Source organism: Fibrella forsythiae, assembly GCF_017353175.1.
In the GTDB taxonomy this organism is placed as follows: Bacteria; Bacteroidota; Bacteroidia; order Cytophagales; family Spirosomataceae; genus Fibrella; species Fibrella forsythiae.
This window is the reverse complement of the sequence record NZ_JAFMYW010000002.1, coordinates 1,232,441-1,250,356: the sequence shown is the minus strand read 5'-3', so window position 1 is coordinate 1,250,356 and position 17,916 is coordinate 1,232,441. Positions and strand designations below refer to the sequence as shown.

Annotated in this window: 19 protein-coding genes; 4 read left to right on the top strand and 15 right to left on the bottom strand. The window is 54.2% G+C overall.

What is annotated here, in order from left to right; genetic code table 11:
• Positions 1-27 precede the first annotated feature (27 nt).
• From J2I46_RS11230 to J2I46_RS11205, 6 genes are all read right to left on the bottom strand, one after another.
• Positions 28-984, bottom strand: coding sequence for a phosphotriesterase family protein (locus J2I46_RS11230; protein ID WP_207329086.1), 957 nt, complete (start codon positions 982-984; stop codon positions 28-30).
• A gap of 2 nt (positions 985-986) precedes the next feature.
• On the bottom strand, positions 987-2,393 hold the full coding sequence (locus tag J2I46_RS11225; RefSeq protein WP_207329085.1) for an FAD-dependent oxidoreductase: 1,407 nt from the start codon (positions 2,391-2,393) through the stop codon (positions 987-989).
• Positions 2,394-2,395: 2 nt separating this feature from the next.
• The gene (locus tag J2I46_RS11220) at positions 2,396-3,292 is read right to left on the bottom strand and encodes a sugar phosphate isomerase/epimerase family protein (RefSeq protein WP_207329084.1); all 897 of its coding nucleotides are present in this window, start codon (positions 3,290-3,292) and stop codon (positions 2,396-2,398) included.
• Positions 3,289-4,116, bottom strand: coding sequence for a sugar isomerase domain-containing protein (locus J2I46_RS11215; protein ID WP_207329083.1), 828 nt, complete (start codon positions 4,114-4,116; stop codon positions 3,289-3,291). The genes J2I46_RS11220 and J2I46_RS11215 overlap by 4 nt, the downstream gene beginning before the upstream one ends.
• The gene (locus J2I46_RS11210) at positions 4,113-5,012 is read right to left on the bottom strand and encodes an ROK family protein (RefSeq protein WP_207329082.1); all 900 of its coding nucleotides are present in this window, start codon (positions 5,010-5,012) and stop codon (positions 4,113-4,115) included. Before J2I46_RS11210 ends, J2I46_RS11215 begins: the two co-directional genes overlap by 4 nt.
• 171 nt (positions 5,013-5,183) lie before the next feature.
• Positions 5,184-5,972 carry an SDR family NAD(P)-dependent oxidoreductase gene (locus J2I46_RS11205; protein ID WP_207329081.1) on the bottom strand — a complete coding sequence of 263 codons (789 nt, stop codon included), beginning with the start codon at positions 5,970-5,972 and terminating at the stop codon, positions 5,184-5,186.
• Between the two features lie 205 nt (positions 5,973-6,177).
• On the opposite strand from J2I46_RS11205, the gene J2I46_RS11200 reads away from it, so the two are divergent.
• Positions 6,178-6,927 (top strand): GntR family transcriptional regulator, encoded by a 750-nt coding sequence (locus J2I46_RS11200; RefSeq protein WP_207329080.1) that lies wholly within the window; start codon positions 6,178-6,180, stop codon positions 6,925-6,927.
• A 3-nt stretch (positions 6,928-6,930) separates the two neighbouring features.
• Here J2I46_RS11200 and J2I46_RS11195 read toward each other — a convergent pair whose 3' ends face one another.
• From J2I46_RS11195 to J2I46_RS11180, 4 genes are all read right to left on the bottom strand, one after another.
• Positions 6,931-7,206, bottom strand: a complete 276-nt coding sequence (locus tag J2I46_RS11195) for a phosphoheptose isomerase family protein (protein ID WP_207329079.1) — start codon at positions 7,204-7,206, stop codon at positions 6,931-6,933.
• A 145-nt stretch (positions 7,207-7,351) separates the two neighbouring features.
• Positions 7,352-7,504: a hypothetical protein gene (locus J2I46_RS11190; protein WP_207329177.1), complete on the bottom strand. Its 153-nt coding sequence runs from the start codon at positions 7,502-7,504 to the stop codon at positions 7,352-7,354.
• A 46-nt stretch (positions 7,505-7,550) separates the two neighbouring features.
• Entirely contained in the window at positions 7,551-7,862 is a 312-nt protein-coding gene (locus J2I46_RS11185; RefSeq protein WP_229379686.1) for a polysaccharide deacetylase family protein, read from the bottom strand.
• 390 nt (positions 7,863-8,252) lie between these two features.
• Complete coding sequence (locus J2I46_RS11180; protein ID WP_207329078.1) at positions 8,253-9,137, bottom strand: DUF808 domain-containing protein; 885 nt, start codon at positions 9,135-9,137, stop codon at positions 8,253-8,255.
• Positions 9,138-9,516: 379 nt separating this feature from the next.
• Between J2I46_RS11180 and J2I46_RS11175 the strand changes: the two genes are divergently transcribed.
• On the top strand, positions 9,517-10,500 hold the full coding sequence (locus tag J2I46_RS11175) for a glycoside hydrolase family 43 protein (RefSeq protein ID WP_207329077.1): 984 nt from the start codon (positions 9,517-9,519) through the stop codon (positions 10,498-10,500).
• 95 nt (positions 10,501-10,595) lie between these two features.
• Here the strand turns inward: J2I46_RS11175 and J2I46_RS11170 are convergent, their stop codons facing one another.
• Both J2I46_RS11170 and J2I46_RS11165 read right to left on the bottom strand, forming a co-directional pair.
• Positions 10,596-11,894 carry an acetylxylan esterase gene (locus J2I46_RS11170; protein WP_207329076.1) on the bottom strand — a complete coding sequence of 433 codons (1,299 nt, stop codon included), beginning with the start codon at positions 11,892-11,894 and terminating at the stop codon, positions 10,596-10,598.
• Between the two features lie 177 nt (positions 11,895-12,071).
• Positions 12,072-13,700: an amidase gene (locus tag J2I46_RS11165; RefSeq protein ID WP_207329075.1), complete on the bottom strand. Its 1,629-nt coding sequence runs from the start codon at positions 13,698-13,700 to the stop codon at positions 12,072-12,074.
• Positions 13,701-13,874: 174 nt separating this feature from the next.
• Between J2I46_RS11165 and J2I46_RS11160 the strand changes: the two genes are divergently transcribed.
• Positions 13,875-14,975: an alpha/beta fold hydrolase gene (locus J2I46_RS11160; RefSeq protein ID WP_207329074.1), complete on the top strand. Its 1,101-nt coding sequence runs from the start codon at positions 13,875-13,877 to the stop codon at positions 14,973-14,975.
• A gap of 142 nt (positions 14,976-15,117) precedes the next feature.
• Here the strand turns inward: J2I46_RS11160 and J2I46_RS11155 are convergent, their stop codons facing one another.
• The 3 genes from J2I46_RS11155 to J2I46_RS11145 form a co-directional block, all read right to left on the bottom strand.
• Positions 15,118-15,654 carry a DUF2911 domain-containing protein gene (locus J2I46_RS11155; protein WP_207329073.1) on the bottom strand — a complete coding sequence of 179 codons (537 nt, stop codon included), beginning with the start codon at positions 15,652-15,654 and terminating at the stop codon, positions 15,118-15,120.
• Positions 15,655-15,779: 125 nt separating this feature from the next.
• Positions 15,780-16,091, bottom strand: coding sequence for a hypothetical protein (locus J2I46_RS11150; RefSeq protein WP_207329072.1), 312 nt, complete (start codon positions 16,089-16,091; stop codon positions 15,780-15,782).
• 42 nt (positions 16,092-16,133) lie between these two features.
• Positions 16,134-16,529, bottom strand: a complete 396-nt coding sequence (locus J2I46_RS11145) for a hypothetical protein (protein WP_207329071.1) — start codon at positions 16,527-16,529, stop codon at positions 16,134-16,136.
• Between the two features lie 305 nt (positions 16,530-16,834).
• Between J2I46_RS11145 and J2I46_RS11140 the strand changes: the two genes are divergently transcribed.
• Positions 16,835-17,869: a LacI family DNA-binding transcriptional regulator gene (locus tag J2I46_RS11140; RefSeq protein ID WP_207329070.1), complete on the top strand. Its 1,035-nt coding sequence runs from the start codon at positions 16,835-16,837 to the stop codon at positions 17,867-17,869.
• Positions 17,870-17,916 lie beyond the last annotated feature (47 nt).

Below are 17,916 nucleotides of genomic sequence, written 5' to 3'. Positions count from 1 at the left end.
GGTTTAGGTAGTAGATAAGGTTGGAAATCAATGCGGTTGGCAGAATGTGTACAGCGCCGTCGGGTTGTCGATCATCAGGCGGTTCCAGTAGCCGGCTAGCCCACGGTGAGTGAGTTCGTCGCGAAACGTGGTCATCAGGTACGTTAGGCCCGGCGTGCCTCCGTACGATTGCCAGTACGTGTTTCGGGCGGCATCCATACCAGCGGTGATCTGATCGGGGAAGTCGGGCAGCAGGGTTTCCAGCAGCGTAAAGGTCCAGTTGGGCTCGTCTGCTTTCCAGCGAAACGCACTATCGAACTCCACCCGAACGCCGGTTTGCAGCAGGGCCCGGTGGTAGCCGATGTCTTTGTGCCGGTCTACGTGCGAAATAACCACATGCCGGAGATCGGCCCCGAGCCGGGCAAAGCGTTCGGCCTGATCCAGGGCGTGTAGTCCGGCGTTGCTGTGCGTCAGAATGGGTACGCCGGTGGCCCGGTGAGTATTCACAACGGCCCAAAAAATCAGCTTCTGATGGGCCGTGATGGGATCATCGCCGGTGGCCAGTTTGATCATGCCCGCTTTATGATCGGTCCGGTTCAGCACCGGGCCGTTGTAGTCGTACCGGTCGATACCTTCCTCAACGTCGGCAACAAACAGCCGGGTCAGTTGGTCTTCCGAATACTGATAGCGCCAGTGGCTGGCGGGGTAATACTGCTCCAGGTGAATGCCCGTAGGCACCACGATCTGAATACCCGACCGGCGCGATACCTCGGCCAGTTTCAGCACGTTTCGGCCACAGTTGGCAGGCATGGTATCGATCATCGTTCGACCACCCGCCCGGTACACCTGCGTTAGTTCCGTCGCTATTTTATCGACGTCGTTGAGCAGAAAATCCGGATTCGCCTGCGTTGGAAAGCTCTCATCAATGACGATGTGCTCGTGCGCGTAGGTAAGGCCCGCCTGAGCGGGGGGGATGTCACCCAAAACGGTTCGGATAAACGACATAGTCAGGCAGTTTGCGACCGCTTCAGCAGCGAGTCAGGTACGTTGTTTTTCCAGCCATGCCGCGACGTATCAGCTACGGCATCAGGTACGTCGAGCACCGCCCCAAGCTGGCGGAGCGTTTGCTGCAACGGCTGTACGTTGAGTGTATTGGCCGCTTCGTTTTGCCGGATAGATTGCACCGCCGCCAGCCCGGCAGCCTGCCCCATCGACATAGTTTGCGCCATCGACCGGCACGACGCGTGGGCATCGTGAGTGGCCGAAAAACAGCGCCCAACCACCCAGACAGTCTGGCTTCCTTTCGGGACGATGGTGCCGTACGGAACGCCATACACGCCCGGCCCTGGAATGTATTCCCAGTAGGTTTCATCCTGTCCGTCGGCCCCCTGCCGATGGTCTTCGATGGGAGCACCGCACAGGAATATCCGGTCGTCGGGGAGCAGCCCAGCCAGGCATTCGTCTTTAGTGAGCCGGTGTTCGCCATAAACCCGGCGAGTTTCGCGAACCCCGATCTGGTGCGACAGGCCAATGATGTTCGACTGCGCGAATCCGGGCACTTCGCTCCTGAAGAAATCTTCGTAGACAAACGCCTGCCGCCGTCCTTCCACTTCGGCGTTGGTCAGTTCCTCTGCGTTCAGGGCCGACAGACCCGCCACTTTCACGGCCACCGTGGAGATGCAGTTACGGGCGTTCATTTCGTGGGCCGAACCTTCTTTGCGCGGGAGCGGGTGACGGCCGGTAGCCACGGCCTCCTGCATCTGGCGCGCCAGCATCTTCTTCCCGCCTGCCTGCTCGTACTCGTCCAGCGCAACATTGCTCATTCTGAACGTAGTGGTCATGCTTTGGGCGGGCTCGTGTTCACCGGCCAGTTCGTAGGCAAATCCGGCCAGGTGGCAGAAGTCGGCATCGCCCGAGGCGTCGATCACCCGACGGGCCAGCACTTTATGAAACCCGCCTTTATTCCAGAAGATACAGCCATGCCGCTCCCCGTCAAGCGTCACGTCGATGAGCGTCGTATGCAGCAGGTAGCGGATTCCCTGTTGCTGAATGAGCTGATCCCAGACGAGCTTCAGGCGTTCGGGGTTATAATTCACACCGGTCCCGGCCCCGTAGGTATTCGGGCGCAGGAAGATATCGCCGGTTCTTTCGAGTTCATTAACGATGCGATCGGGCCAGCCGCCTGCAATCTTTCTGGGTACGTTGCCGGGGGTGAAAAAGCCGTAGAACGTATCGAGCATCTGGGTAGAGGTGCCGCCCGGAAATCCGTAACGTTCCACCAGCATCACCGATACTTCCGTTCCCTGCCCGGCCGCCGCCAGTGCCGCCACACAACCCGCCGACCCCGCGCCAATAACCAATATATCGACCTCGGCCAGCAGCGGCACCTGTTGATGGTTGAATATAGTGTTCATGCTTATAGACCAAAGTTCTTTCTTATCACGGCACGGCTCATTTTCAGGCTATCGCGAATGGGCCGGGTTGGTTTATAACCCGCCGGAAAAGCCAACTCAACGGTGAGGTCACCCGCGTAGCCGATGCGTTTCAGCTGCCGGGCAATGGCCCCGAAATCCATGATACCCTCTCCCAGCGCTTCGGGCCAGATACCCGTCCAGAGATGGTCGCGCAGGTGCATGTAGACCAGTTTATCAGCGTAGGTTTTCAGGAAAGTAGGTACGTCGACTTTTGCCTGAAAGAGCCAGTCGAGGTCAGGGCCCAGCTTGCTATCGGGTACGCGTTGCAGCGTATTTTGAAGGTCGAACAGGCCGTCGGCTACTTCGTAGGTGTGGTTGTGGAGGTTAGGGACCACCTTGTATTGTGCGCCAATAGCCTGAATTTTTCGCAGCGTTTCGGCCTGCACGTCGAACTCGTCGGGCGTCTTTTTGCGTCGGGCATCACCCACGGATATACCGAGTACACGGCCTTTCAACTGAGCAATTCGTTCGATGACTTTGCCCGCCTTGTCGACGTTTTCGGCCTGTTGGCTCTTGTCCCACATGCGCTGCCCATGCGATGCACCAATTAACGACACCCCCGTTTGCTGAATCAGATCGCCGATTCTGGCCACGGAATCAGTATGACGTAAGGCTACATCCATCAACTCAATAGCTTCAAAACCAGCGTATTTCACATCGGCAAACACCTGATCGATCACCGGAAAACAGTCGTAATTCGGCTTATCCGAAGAGAAAACCCAGACATGCGCGCCCAGAACCGGTTTGCGATCCGGCGCAGCTACACCTGCGAACGACACACCCTGAGCGAGGGCCAGCGAACCAGCCGCCGCTCCCAAAAATTGTCGGCGGTCCATCATGGCTGCTGCTGAGTCAGGGGTTCGGATAGTTCACTCACATACGAGGGCACGCCGACGCGCTGATAAAGTTTGGCCAGTCGGTGAGCGTGTTCATCGTAGGCGCTCTCGAATAAGGCTACCGCCCGTTCGGCGCCAACGACGTTCCCCGCCGATAGCACCCGGGGCGGCTGTCCGGACTCCGTCAACAGCCGGGCGACTTCGGCCTTGAGGCAATTGACCAGCACCGCACCACCTACCGTTGAACCGGGTGCAACGGGCGTATCCAGGCCCGGAATGGTCAGCATGGCATCGCCAACGGGCGCCCCGGTGTCCAGAATCAGATCGGAAAAGTCGCTTAGTTTCTTACCATCCTGCCGTTTGCTGGTGCTGGCTTCGGCATGTTCTTTCGTAATCAGCGCTACCACCCTTATACCGCGCTGCTGGAATAGTTCGGCCATTTCGATCGGTACCACATTGCAACCGCTCGACGAGATGACCAGCGCACTGTCTTTCTCCGAGAGGTCGAAGTTGCGCAGGATCCGATCGGCCAGGCCAGGTACGTTCTCCAGGAACATGGCCTGTCGCTGTCCGTTGGCCCCCACCACCAGGTTATGAAACGACAGCGACAGTTCGACAATCGGGTTGAAACCGGGGAACGAGCCATAGCGCGGCCACATTTCTTCCACCATGATCCGGCTGTGGCCGCTGCCAAAGAGGTGCACCATGCGCCCGGCCAGTATGGTCTGGCTGAACCAGTGAGCGGCCTGCTGAATGGCGTCTGCCTGCTGTTCAATGGTTGTCAGCAGGGCGCGGGAGCGTTGAATGTACTCGGTTGTGGGGTTCATACTGTTTGTTCGTGTGTTAGAAAAGCAGCCGCACCGATGGCACCAGACCAATCGTCGAAGTGGGCTTTCCGGAGGGTCGTTTTTTTACCGGCAGGTCGCCATTCGAATACGTCCATAAAGGTTTCGAGCGGGGTTAGCAGGGCTTTATCGGCCTGCATGATGCCGCCACCCAGCACCACTACTTCGGGCGAAAACGCATTGGCCAGTGACGCAATGGACACGGCCAGGTGACGAACAGACGTCAGCCAGACCTGCGTTGCCAGCGGTTCGCCCTGCTGATACCCAGCCACCAGTTCGTGAGTAGTGTGGTAGCGGCCAAATGAGCGTTTTCCCACCGTTACGTTGCCGATGGCGTCTTCCAGGCTGCCGGGTACGTTGGTAATGTCGGGTTGGCTGCTATCGGCATTGACCGTGATGTGGCCGAGGTGACCCGCCATCTGGTAAAAACCCTGGTAGAGTTGTCCGTTGAGCAGCAGCCCGCCCCCTACGCCCGTTCCCAGGGTCAGCATCAGGCCGTGCCGAATGCCTGCCAGCGCACCAAATCGGGCTTCGGCCATCAGGGCGGCGTGGGCGTCGTTGAGTACCCGGACCGGCTTTACCAGAAATGCCGACCAATCAAATCCTTCCAGCCCCTGAAGGCGCCCCGGCATGCAGGCGATAGCCCGGTTGTCGGGGGTAGGCAGGCCCGGCGCCGACAGACCGATGCCGGCTACAGGCTCGGTTGCCTGCCGGGTCAGTGTCTGAACGGTCTGGGCGACGGCTAGCTGCCAGTTAGCACCGGTTGACCCATCACCGGTATTGGTTACAAGCCGATACTCGACCTCGCCCGTATCGGGGTTAATCAGAACGCCTTTGATACGGGTTCCGCCTAAATCGATGCCTATTGCCTGTGCCAAGTTGGTTGATTGGTAGGTGGTTAATTGGTTGATTGGTTGTCTGGTTGATTGGTAGGTGGTTAATTGGTTAATTGGTTAATTGGTTAATTGGTTGGCTGGTTATTTGGCTATCAGTAACCAAATAACCAGCCAACCAATCAACCAATTAACCAATCAACCAATCAACCAGCACTACAACTGTCCTTCGCTGACGCTCCAGCCCCCGTCGACCGACAGGATCTGACCCGTTGTAAAGCGCGACGCGTCGGAGAGAAAATATACCGCTGCGCCGTCGAGGTCAGCGGGTTGGCCTATGCGCCCGCCTGCCAGCGGCTGTTTGGTCTGGATAAACGATAGAATGGTGTCATCCTGAGCAGCCCGTTGCGCCATGGGTGTTTCCACCAGGGCCGGAGCCAGCACATTCACGCGAATGTTCTGCGAAGCGTAATAGGCTGCCACCGAACGAGTGAAGCCGATCACAGCCGATTTGGTGGCGGCATAGGCATGCGTAGCGAAATAGGCGGGTGATGGCGAGTAGCCCAGCACAGAGCCCATATTCAAAATACTGCCGCCGGTCCCCTGCGCCTGAAACGCCTGAATAGCTGCCTGATTCGACAGCATGAGCGAGGTCAGGTTCAGCTCAACCGTGTAGTTCCAGCCGTCGAGCGTTAGCTCGTGCAACGGACCATCGCCGAAGCGCCGCCCGCTCCCGCCCGCCACGTGATAAAGCCCGTCGAAGCCGCCAAACGCCTGCTGACAGCGTTCAATGGCTGTGCGGGTCGTTGCCGGGTCGGTTGCGTCGCCTTGCAGGGCAATGCCGTTTCCCGCCAGTTGGGCTTCAGCCAGTCGCCCGTTTTCGGCATCGCGCCCCACGACCACGACCTGCGCGCCCTCGCGTACAAATGCAGTGGCGGCGGATAGCCCCAGGCCGGTTGTACCACCAATGATCACAATCCGTTTATGCGTTAACCACTGACTCATTTCGCTGACGTATGCTATACTCTTTTTCGAAAATCGAATGTACCGGCAATTCATCAAAATACCATCTACTTATTATAATAAGCTTTTAATTATTTTTATAATGCTCTAATTGTCAATAATTTATATTTAATTTTTTAAACCTAATAATATAGGTTAGCGAGGCTATTAACCAGCATGGAGGCATTCTCTTATCTTTACAAACTATATGGCTGACCAACTGAATCGCATTCCTCAATACCAGTATCTGTATGAAGTTCTCCGGCAGGATATTATCCGGGGGGTGTTCAAAGCGGGTGATTTATTGCCTTCCGAAAGCGTGCTTCAGCAGCAGTACCGCCTGACGCAACCCACGATTCGGCAGGCGCTGTCGCTGCTGGTGCAGGAGGGGTACATCCGGAAACACCAGGGAAAAGGCAGCATTGTACAGTCGATTCCGATTGGACTGGGGGTTATGTCGTTGAAAACCCATGCTGCGCAGGCCGACGACAGACCCGTGTCGCCCGACGACCTGTCGGCGGAGCTAATTACAACGACCATCCTGGCCAAGCCCGCGTTATGTTCGTTTCCCGATGATATGCTGTTTTTCCCCGCCGATGAGCAGCCCGACACGACGTATTACTGCCTGGAACGGCTACGGTCGGTTGATGGCAGACCGGTCTTTTACGAAAAGCTGATTTTGCCGAATCGGTACCTGCCGAATCTGGCCCGGCAACGGATGGAGAACCGCTCCTTTTTCGACTTGTTACGGACAAAATATGGCTTGGTCGTTACGGGCGGTGAGCAAAAAATACAGGCGTTACCCGCCGATCCTGCGATTGCCCGTCAGCTACAGGTTGACCCCGGCAAACCGGTATTGCGGCTTGAAAAACGGATCGATACGAACAAGAGTGACTTCAGCTTTTTCTCGCTGCTCTTCGCCCGCACCGACCAGTTTCTGTTGCAGGGACGGTTTTAACCGTTAATCGGCCTCTGTAACCTTACCACCCACCACAAACGTGTCGCTGATACCCAGTTTCTCCGCCATGTAATAGGCCGCGAAGTTGAACGGCACGATGGTATGCAGGATCGAGAAATGCTCGTCTTGCTCTGGGGCTTCCACCATGGATACGTGTGCGCCCGCCTTTTCAATCATCGCCGATAACCGCTGGGTACGTTCATTCGTGGCTCCTTTTGCCAGAATTTGAATGACAATGCTCTGGTTAGCGGTTTTCGGGCCATGGTCGTATGGCGCCATGGGCAGACCGTGAAAAGTCAGCTTCGTGCTTTCACTTAGGATCAACGCTGCCTCTCAGGCCGTACCCATGTTGGGGCCGCTGCCCGTGACGTACATGCCGGACTGGGGTACTGGTTTCGCACCGCCAGAACAAAATGCCCAGCGATCAGAAGAGGGAAAGACTCTCATGCAGAAAAATAATGGTGAGTACGATCGTAAAAACGGGTTGCAGGGCACCGGCAATGATGGTCACTTTCGAGGCTTTTCCTTCGGCACTATACGCCGCAAAGCTAGCCAGAACGCCCAACCCATTCAGCATAGGCTACCGGCGTAGTACACTTCCGTCGGTTGTGCGCTATAGGTGCTCACCAGCGATTGAGCGGGTTGCTGATATACCCTGATTTGATGGCCGCCATGAGCCGGTTGAACTGGGCTGGTGAGCGGCATTTCTGGTAAGCGCGCAACCAGTTGCTCCCGTCGCAGTTGAAGCGCGCCTGAAAATCGGCGGGGTTGCTGCGGGTCGAGTCGATCTGGCGGAGATAGAAATCGAGCATGTGCACAAACGCCGAGTCGCAGGTAGCATCGTTCGCCGTCCACATGTAATCGGTACGATCGTCATTGGCGATGTATAAACAACTGACAGACTGACCCTTAGCCGAGAAGAAGCTGACGTACAAGGCAAAAAGAAGAGCGCATTTTTTTACAGGTCAAAGCTCAGGTATGTATACATAGTTCGGCTACTAAGTCGTGATCAGGATACCGGGTTTACCGGCACCTGTTAAACAGACCCGGTAGCTCTTTTTCCCGTATTCTGCGCAATTATGTTCCAGCCTGTATGGAGAGGCCGACTATGTTGTATACGCTGCGGATAACCATCCTGCGCCGACGTGACCCGTTCAACGCCGTTTGACCCAAGCACCGATTCCAGTGTTGTAGCGAAAGACCTTCCCGGATGAAAATGGTCCTTCCTGACTTAGCTTACACGCGCTCATCTTTTGTTATGAGCCTGAACTGAGCAGCGGCTACTAACCAGGCAATCAGGCGCAGACTACGCTGTTCCAGATGGGTCAGTTCGCGTTGGAAACCCTGGGGGCAGAGCGAAATAGTTTGACAAGGGCAAGGAGACCTGTCAGCAATAAACCGACGGCCAAACCAATTCCAAACTCATTGACCGTGGCCGGAAGCCCCGTATGGAGTGTGTGCAGATAGGGTACGTTATGAATGAAGATGCCGCCAGCCACCAGCAAAAGAGCCAGTGTGCCCACCACACTCAACAGCCTGATTACGATGGGTAGCGCCCCGACCAGCCCATGACCAATCGTTGAGCGGATACCTTTACCGGCAGAAGCCTTGATTAGCCGGTGGCCTGCATCATCCATTCTGACAATCAGCGCAACCAGGCCATAGACTCCAACAGTAGCCAGCAGGGCAACCGCCGACACTGTCAGTATCTGCACTGGTGTACTTTGACCGGCAACGGTTCCAAGAGCAATAATGACAATCTCTACCGACAGGATAAAGTCAGTTGTTACGGCGGCCTTTATTTTGGCCTGTTCCTGAGTGGGAGCTGGCTCGGCTGGTTCAGGACTGGCCACAACCGACGGTTTCTTTTTTAGCACACTACCCAGGTACTCCACTATTTTTTCGGCACCTTCATAGGCCAGGTAGCAGCCGCCAAGCAAGAGAATGAACGTAATGGCCACCGGAAAAAAAGCATTCAGTAACAGGGCCAGCGGAACAATGATCAACTTGTTGAGCAGCGATCCCTTGGTAATTGACCACAAAACCGGCAATTCCCGATTAGCTAAAAAACCCGTTGCTTTTTCGGCGTTTACGGCCAGATCATCTCCTAATATACCGGTTGTCTTACGCGTGGCCACCTTGGTTGCCAGCGCCACATCATCCATTAAAGCCGTTATATCATCTAAGACGGCGAACACTCCCGAGGCCATTTGCTTCTAGTTTTAATTATCCGAACACCGGCAACTGCTGTCAGGTAAGGGTATCGGTCGTTCCAACCCTCCCCTCCCGCCTAGTGGTTCCTGCGCAATTCGTGTCGTTACCAGTAATAAGCCCGTGTTGCTGCTGGTTGTTTAGTTAAACGGAGCATTTAGCTATTCATCGTCCAGTATCAGCCGTTTTGTGTATGCGTCTCGGCACCCCGCCTTTTCGATCAGGAACCAGAAAAGCGATCGGTACGGATTTGTAGGCCGTTCTTCACAAAAATCGTCACTTGCCAAGTCTGAAAGAGGATAGATGAGGGATAAATCAGTTTAGCTTTTTAGGGGCCAATGGGTCATACCCTTCTGAACTAACTGATTACCCGAAACGATGAAATCAATCCTGTGTTATTCTATTCTGTTTTTCGCTGCTCTGCAGGCATCCGCACAGGCAAAGCGAGAAATCTTTTTTGCAGATGTAACCGTGTATGTGGAGGGCGGCACCTATTATCTGACCGGATCGAAAGGCGGGGGCGGCGGGCCGCAGGGATTCGCCTTACTAGCATCGAAAGACCTGAAAACGTGGTCAGTACCTGCCAGATCAACCGATTCGCTGGGTATGATCCTGACCAAAGGCGACCACACGTTTGGCACCAAAGGTTTCTGGGCACCTCAACTCTTTAAAGAGAAGGGTATGTATTACATGACCTATACGGCCGATGAGCAAACCGTATTGGCCGAGTCAGCATCCTTACTGGGTCCATACAGGCAGAGAGAGGTGGGCCCTATTGACGGTTCCGAAAAAAATATCGATTCCTATGTTTTCAAGGATACTGATGGGAAGCACTACCTCTACTGTGTACGGTTTGATAAAGGCAATTACCTGCATGTAGCCGAGTTTGATCTGAAAACCGGCAAGATAAAGCCCGAAACACTGAAACGCTGTTTTGACCAAACACAGCCCTGGGAAGCAACGCCTAATTATAAATCAGTCCCTATTATGGAAGGGCCTACTGTCCTGAAATTGACAAATAAATATTACCTGTTCTATTCAGCCAACCACTTCCAGAACATCGATTACGCCATTGGCTATGCCGTAGCCGATTCGCCATACGGCCCCTGGGTGAAGTATAAAAATAACCCGATCATTCACCGGTCTATCGTTGGCGAGAACGGATCAGGACATGGCGATCTGTTTGAAGGAGTAGACAAGCAGTTGTATTACGTATACCACATCCACAACGCAGCAGACAAAGTAAGTCCACGCCGGACACGCATCGTGCCGGTCGTTAAACAATGGGATAAAGACAAGGGGGTTTATACGTTTAGCGTAAAGGGGAACGAGGTTATCGTACCGGTGATGGCCGAAAAATAAGGCCTGTATCGAAGCCCGGGAACGTACCTCGGCCCATTGTATAACGGCTGTTGAGTTGGGCTACGAAAGTTATCCGTGGCCCAACTCAACAGCCGTTATTTCATTAAGAATTCCAGCAGCCAGTTCGTCATGTGTTCGCCCTGTTCCGGGTACGTCCAATGGCCGGTATCTTCGAAGAGTTCGAGCGATTTAGGCGCGGTGATCACATTGTACGCTGAATAGGTTGAGGTCGGCGGGCACACTTCATCATTAAAGCCCCAGGAATACCGGCCGGGTACGTTCAGCAGGCGGGCAAAATTCACCACATCATAATACCCGACTGTCTTGATTTTGTCTGCCTTGTTGGTCCACTCTGCCGTTGCTCCGGTAAACATGTGCGGCCAGCCGCCGGCTCGTCCGTTGAGGTAGCCCGTCATATCGCTGAGGGCCGGGTAAAAGGCGCCCAGCACTTTGATGCGCGGGTCCAGAGCGGCGGTTACAATACTCAGCGCGCCCCCCTGCGACCCTCCCGTTACGGCTATCCGATCGGGGTTTACCTGCGGTAACGACGCCAGGAAATCGACTGAACGAACGCACCCGAGGTAGACCCGCTTGTAGTAGTACCGGTCGCGGTCGTCCAGGTTAAAGAACTGGTAATTCTGAAAAGCCCCGCTGGCCAGCGATGTGTAGACCGCCGGGTCCATGTTGACGGGAATACCGTGGATCCCAATCTGAAAGGTAACAACACCTTTTTCGGCATTGGCCACATCGCCATAATATGGTCGTGTGCCAGCTCCGGGAACCTGCAAAAGGGCCGGAAACGTTCCTTCGCCTTTCGGCACACACAGGATCCCGTACAGCCTTGAAGGGGCACCCTGCCAGTTTGAGGGCCCCCAGTTTTGCAGGTTCACGTGGTAGACATTCACTTTTTCCGTGCAGCGTTCAGGCAACAACGTCAGGCGGGCATCAATAGGCACTTTGGCGAGATCAGCTTTGGCTGTCTCCCAAAACTGCCTGAAATCGGCCGGAGACGTCACAGTTGGTTTAATATCGGCCGGGTTAAACCCCGCTGTTCCTGAACCACGGTACTCTTTTCCGTCGACCTGTACTGTGGCGATGCATCTTAAAAAGCCAGGTACGTTCATGGTTCCTCCGGCCACAGTCACTGCGCCAGTAGCCACTGATACCGTTTCGGTTTTGCTGGCAGGCAGCATGTCCGGGCCAATCTTATACGTTACACTGGCTCCCTGAACAGGGTTACCATGTTTCAGTACGCTGATCGTGAACCGTACCGGCTCACCAGTTTTGTAGGTCCAGTTGGTGTGGTCGGGAGCAACCACCACTTTAACCAGTCGTTCAACGGGTTGCGCCAGCAGGCCAACCGGCAGCAGGAGGAAGTAGAGTATCTTTTTCAATGACAAAGGAGATGGCGTTCAGACGAATGGTACTGCCGGGTGTTGACAGCAGGAACCGACCGTAGACCGGAAAATAGCGGTGGCAGCCGTTTCTACTTCTTCAGGCATCAATCCAACCAGGTGGGCATCAAACGCCACCCGAGCTCATAGTCCGGCACCATTTTTCAGTAGGGATGCTCATGCCGGAACCAGCGATTTGATGAACCGGGGTGGCACTCGCTTTTTCGAGGCCTGTTCGTAGGCATAGGCCATGCCCAGCAACGGGCCTTCCTGCCAGGCGCGGGCCATCAGCGAAAAGCCGACTGGAAGCCCCTGCACCATACCCATCGGCACGGTAATGTGTGGATAACCGGCCATAGCGGCCGGTGGACAGAAGTAAAACCCGGTGTCGTAATCGCCATTGACCAGGTCGATACAGCCCGCGAAACCAATACTGACCCCGCAGATCGCATCCAGCTTATTGGCGGCCATTAATTCGTCGATACGCGCTCGCGAACGCCGTGTTTTAGCCAGAGCATCAGTGTACTCTTTACTATCCAGTCCTGCTTTCGCGTCGCTGCTTTCGAGCGTTTCCTGTTTAAAGAAGGGCATGGCCGTGGCGGCGTTCTTCCTGTTGAATGCAATCACCTCCGACAGTGTTTTCACGCCTGCACTGGCCGTTGACAGGTAGTGGTTAACCCCCTCTTTAAATTCGTACTGCAACACCGTAAACTCGGCCCCGCCACGATCAGACAGGCTCTTCAGCAACTCAACTTCCACTACCGTTGCACCCTGTTTTTTCAGCACCTCAATTGCGTCTTTATACAGCCCGACTACGCCTTCCTGACCGTTCAGAAATGACGCCTCCATACCGATCCGCTTACCGGCTAAACTACTAGTAGTCAGATATGTCGTGAAGGTTTTCGGCACTTTCCCGGCGCTTTCGTTCGTCACGGCATCGGTCGGATCAGCGCCTGCCATGGCACCTAATACGAGGGCGGCATCGGTCACTGTACGGGCCATGGGGCCGGCGGTATCCTGCGTTTTCGAGATCGGAATTATACCGGTTCGGCTCACCAGCCCCACCGTTGGTTTCAGACCAACAAGGCCACAGAACGACGAGGGAGCGATGACAGAGCCATCTGTTTCGGTACCCACAGCCACAGCGCACAAGTTTGCCGCCACGGCGGCTCCCGACCCCGAGCTAGACCCGCTCGGACTCCGATCGAGCACATACGGGTTTCGGGTTTGGCCGCCCCGGCTGCTCCATCCGCTGCTCGACCGGGTAGAGCGGAAATTGGCCCATTCGCTCAAGTTTGTTTTCCCCAGAATCACGACGCCGGCTTCGCGCAGTTTCGTAACAACGAAGGCGTCTTTTGCCGCCCGGTGGCCGTTCAGTGCCAGAGCCCCGGCGGTGGTCATCATGGCATCGCCCGTGTCGATGTTGTCTTTGATGAGTATCGGAATGCCATGCAGGGGTCCGCGCACCTTACCGGCTTTCCGCTCCTGATCCAGGGTGGTGGCCATCGTCAACGCGTCGGGGTTGACCTCAATAACTGAGCGCAGGTGGGGACCTTTCTGATCAACGGCCTGAATACGATCCAGGTACAGCTGTGTAATGGCCACCGACGTGTACTGGCCCGACTCCATCAGCTTCTGTAATTCGTCAACGCTGATTTCGTTCAACACAAAATCGTCGGCAAACGCATTCGTCTCGTTGTCGGGGATTGATGCTGATTGCCTATCCGTTTTGCAGGCAGCTGTTGTCAACGCAGTTGCCGACACACCCGCCATGGCACTGTTTCTGATAAAATTCCGTCTGTTCATCTAGATGATTACGTAAAAAGGTCTGGCCAGAAAGCGGGACATAAAAAGGCCTCTTTACCCCCATTTTCTGCAAAACCCGTATCGGTAAAAATAGCCAATTTGACCCATCCTGCTATACCTGGTCGCCTCGAAAACAATGAATCAGCAGGCAGTATCTTTTGGTAGATTTACAGGATGAAAAAAATTCTCCTGTTCCTGCTGGTGGCCCAGTGCGCACTGGGCCAAACAATGGCTCCCGATGGGCGAAATGAGTTTGTCATCGATCATTTCAAGACCGAAAATGGCGTTGTTCTGCCCAAAGCCCGCGTTGTTTACGGGCTCTATGGCCGGTTGAACACCGCTCGCGATAATGCTATTTTGCTGCCTTCGCATTATATGGCCACCTACCACGGTTACGAATGGCTGATTGGCCCCGGCAAGGCACTCGATACCACCCGATACTGTCTGATCGCCACTGAGTTGTTTGGCAATGGCCGCTCCTCATCGCCCAGCAATACGCCGGAGCCCCATCACGGGCCTCGTTTTCCCATGATGACCATCCGGGATAATGTGGCCGCTGTGTACCAATTGCTGACTCAACAACTTCATGTGCCGCACCTGCGGGCTATTATTGGTTTTTCGATGGGTGCTCAGCAGGCGTTTCAATGGGCTATCAGCTACCCCACCTTTGCCGACCGTATCGTTGCCACGGCGGGAACAGCCAAGAACTACCCGCACGGGGTTGTTCGGCTGGAAGGCCAGATTGCTGCCCTCACAACCGATGCCGCCTATATGGAAGGTAACTACACAGCTCCGCCAACTAAAGGGCTTCAGGCGTTTGCCGTTGTCTGGACGGGCTGGCTCTTCTCGCAGGAATGGTGGCGCAGGGAGTTATGGCGTGAGCGCGCCAAGCCAGGCACTACGTTCGAGCAGGTGCTGAACAACTACCGTACGCATTTCATCGACGGGGCCGACGCCAACGACCTGATTCTCCAGATGCGTACCTGGGAGCACCACGACATCAGCACGACGGCAGGTTATCAGGGTAATATCGAACAGGCGTTGCGCGCAATCCGGGTACCGCTGCTGTACATGCCTTCCGAAACTGATTTATACTTCCCCTTGGGTGACGCCCGCTACGAGGCGGCTTTTATCCCCGGCGTGTTGCTGGTACCAATTCCATCCTTGTGGGGACATACAGCCGGAGCCGCCAGTAATCCCGCTGATTCCAACTTCTTAAACGACCAGATCAGCCGTTTCCTCAGCGACGCTCCCCCTCAACCAGTAAAGAAATGAATACCATTCAAACTCCCGCCACTCCCGGAGCAAATTCATCAACAGCGAAATCAGATCATACTTGCCTACAAAAAAGCGGCTCCGAAGAGGTTATTCTCTTCGGAGCCGCAAAAAGCAAATCGCTACCAATGTGCTATCTGGCTTATTTGATGGCAACGGGAACTTCCAGGTTTTCCCACTTCAGCACAAAGCCTTTTTTCGTGACTTCGTACAGCAGTTTCTCGTTCATCGACGATTTGTCTGGCTTGGCATTAACGGTTAATACATCATTGGCCGGATCACGGTTTGAATCACCCCCCCTTTTAATGCCCCACTGGCCTGTCTGTGAATTGAAAATAAATTGCCACTCTTTCTCACCGGGAACGGCAAACAGGCTGTATTTACCCGCTGGCAACTCTTTTCCTGCCACTTTAATGGCTTTATCCGTCTCGAAAATGGTGGCTTCATTGGCGCCAGCCCGCCATGCTTTATCGTAAGGGACCAGACCGCCCCAAATCTGCCGGCCTTTTACGGATGGGCTACCATACGTGATGGTGATGGTGGCGCCGCCAATTGTGCCCGAAGCCGTTGCCGGTGGGCTTGGCCGACTCGCTTTATCGCCCTGAGCGAACGTACTAAGCGTTGTAACGATGAGCGCGAGTACCGTTAATACTACGCGTTTTGTTTGTCTGACATTCATATCTCTGGGGTTTATGGGTTTAAATAACAACCTATTTACCGCCAAAGCAAACCAGTTGGCCGTAAACGTTTAAGGAGACGTACCTATAGGTTCCGGTCAGGTACGTTTTTACGGCTGTGGCGTTTTTACGCAAAGAAGCTTGGGCGACGGAAACCATCGCCCGGGTTCCAGCTCGAGTCACGTCGACGTAATGCCTGCGCAATGGTAATGATGCCATTTCCCCGGCGCGCCTGCTCTTCGGTGCTGGCCTGATCAAAGTTCGGCTTGTAGGAAGGTGCCCACTCGAATAACTCCGTTTTAGCATCGTAGATACCGATCGGTTTCCGTTTCGAGTTGGTAAGCAGTTGGTGCAGCAGCGCCTCTGCTTCGGCATGCGACTCAAAACCAACGTGTTGATACTGTTCTTTAAGCAGATATATTAATGAATACCGTTTCATAGTGATTGTTGTTAGATGAAGGAACGTACCTGACCGGTTCGATTAAGCCATCCTGTGTGATGTTCCCTGTAATGCCCTGAACCGGTCTATCCCGATTAGTTTTCCGGCAGTTGCCTTGCGCGTTTTTTCAACCGACTGTTCCTGCCGGGTACGTTGTTCTTCGCCGAGTACAGTGTGCAGTTGAGCTACCTGCTGCGTTAATGCCTGCAATTGTGCCTGAATTTGAGCAAGCTCTGCCTGGGTTGTTTGTGTTGGCTGTAGATCTACAGGCCGACGAGTTGGCAATAAGCTGGCACTCCCACCAAAGGGAGCCCCCGTACGGGCGATGGCTTCAAAAACGTCGGGATTGTTAGTAACGAACCTAACAATACGCTGAGTGAGTAGAGCGCGAAGGCTTGAGAACGTATCCTGGCGCTTATAGTTATGTGTTAATTCCATGTTCATGTTGTCTAGAGGTACTGGTAATCAGACTAGTCCGAATACGGCTCTATGCAGCTCCTGTACTGTGTCAGGTGCTTGGTTGAAAAACGGGCGGTTTGTCAAATTGGTTTAAACGTTTAAACCCATACAGCCTTAAACAGTCTATTTTCTACGTATCGCCCCCGCAACTCAACGAAATAATACAATTAAAATGCCATTTTTATAAGAAAATAAAGAGATTTCGGTTTGTCATAATCATCGATGAACAATACAGCTGTTTAAACGATTAAATAATTTATTGGCTTTTTCCGCTGCAGTTCATTATGGTCAAGAAGACATCGATGAAAGATATTGCCCAGGATGTGGGCGTCTCTATAGCCCTGGTTTCATACGTGTTGAATAATCAGAAGGAGAACCGCATCAGTAAAGAGGTGGCAATAAAGATCCGGGAAGCCGCCCGCCGACTGAACTACCAGCCTAACCAGATTGCCAAGAGCCTCAAAACCAATAAGACCTATACGCTTGGGCTTATCGTTGCCGACATTTCGAATCCGTTCTCTTCATCACTGGCGCGTATCATCGAAAACGAAGCCGACAAGTTCAACTACACAGTGCTATTTGGCAGCTCTGATGAAAATCCGCAACGGCTTCAGAAACTGATCGACACACTGCTCAACCGGCAGGTCGACGGGTTGATTATTGCGGCACCGGAGGGCTCAGAAGCCCAACTGACGGCCCTGCAGCAGCGCATTCCCTTCGTGCTCATTGACCGGTACTTTCCGAACCTGTCTACCAACTACGTCGCGCTGGACAATTACAAATCGATCTATACGGGTGTCCAGCATTTAGTCGATTCTGGGTATCGCCGCATTGGCCTGATAAGTTTTGCTACTGATCTGTTTCATGTGAGTGAACGTAAACGGGGATACCGGGCCGCGCTAAAAGATAACCAGATTACTATCAGCAAAGCCTGGATCAACGAACTTGGGCAGGCTACGTATACAGGCGAAATGGCCAAGTCGATCCAGGAGTTGCTCAGTGGTAAGCAGCCTGTAAACGCCATTCTGTTTGCGTCGAACGCGCTGGCCCTACACGGCTTAAAGCAGCTGAATGCTCTGGGAGTCAGCGTGCCAGACGATGTAGCCGTTCTAAGTTTCGACGAAGCGGAGGCATACGACCTGTTCCATACACCGGTAACCTGTATCCGTCAGCCCCTGGCCGATATGGGTCAGATGGCAACAAGGCTGCTGATTGACATTATTCAGAAAAATAACCGAACTACCCAGGTTAATCTGGACGCTGAACTGATTATCCGGGCATCTACCCGGCCCGTGCAGACGCTGGCCACCGCTGATTAGTTCGCCAGAAAATCGTATCAGACAGATTCACGTATCTTTGCCCCCTC

Excerpts from the sequence above, each read along its gene's own strand:
- J2I46_RS11230 (WP_207329086.1), bottom strand. The coding sequence starts at position 984 with ATGTCGTTTATCCGAACCGTTTTGGGTGACATCCCCCCCGCTCAGGCG.
- J2I46_RS11225 (WP_207329085.1), bottom strand. The coding sequence starts at position 2,393 with ATGAACACTATATTCAACCATCAACAGGTGCCGCTGCTGGCCGAGGTC.
- J2I46_RS11220 (WP_207329084.1), bottom strand. The coding sequence starts at position 3,292 with ATGATGGACCGCCGACAATTTTTGGGAGCGGCGGCTGGTTCGCTGGCC.
- J2I46_RS11215 (WP_207329083.1), bottom strand. The coding sequence starts at position 4,116 with ATGAACCCCACAACCGAGTACATTCAACGCTCCCGCGCCCTGCTGACA.
- J2I46_RS11205 (WP_207329081.1), bottom strand. The coding sequence starts at position 5,972 with ATGAGTCAGTGGTTAACGCATAAACGGATTGTGATCATTGGTGGTACA.
- J2I46_RS11200 (WP_207329080.1), top strand. The coding sequence starts at position 6,178 with ATGGCTGACCAACTGAATCGCATTCCTCAATACCAGTATCTGTATGAA.
- J2I46_RS11195 (WP_207329079.1), bottom strand. The coding sequence starts at position 7,206 with ATGGCGCCATACGACCATGGCCCGAAAACCGCTAACCAGAGCATTGTC.
- J2I46_RS11190 (WP_207329177.1), bottom strand. The coding sequence starts at position 7,504 with ATGCTGAATGGGTTGGGCGTTCTGGCTAGCTTTGCGGCGTATAGTGCC.
- J2I46_RS11180 (WP_207329078.1), bottom strand. The coding sequence starts at position 9,137 with ATGGCCTCGGGAGTGTTCGCCGTCTTAGATGATATAACGGCTTTAATG.
- J2I46_RS11175 (WP_207329077.1), top strand. The coding sequence starts at position 9,517 with ATGAAATCAATCCTGTGTTATTCTATTCTGTTTTTCGCTGCTCTGCAG.
- J2I46_RS11165 (WP_207329075.1), bottom strand. The coding sequence starts at position 13,700 with ATGAACAGACGGAATTTTATCAGAAACAGTGCCATGGCGGGTGTGTCG.
- J2I46_RS11160 (WP_207329074.1), top strand. The coding sequence starts at position 13,875 with ATGAAAAAAATTCTCCTGTTCCTGCTGGTGGCCCAGTGCGCACTGGGC.
- J2I46_RS11155 (WP_207329073.1), bottom strand. The coding sequence starts at position 15,654 with ATGAATGTCAGACAAACAAAACGCGTAGTATTAACGGTACTCGCGCTC.
- J2I46_RS11150 (WP_207329072.1), bottom strand. The coding sequence starts at position 16,091 with ATGAAACGGTATTCATTAATATATCTGCTTAAAGAACAGTATCAACAC.
- J2I46_RS11145 (WP_207329071.1), bottom strand. The coding sequence starts at position 16,529 with ATGGAATTAACACATAACTATAAGCGCCAGGATACGTTCTCAAGCCTT.
- J2I46_RS11140 (WP_207329070.1), top strand. The coding sequence starts at position 16,835 with ATGGTCAAGAAGACATCGATGAAAGATATTGCCCAGGATGTGGGCGTC.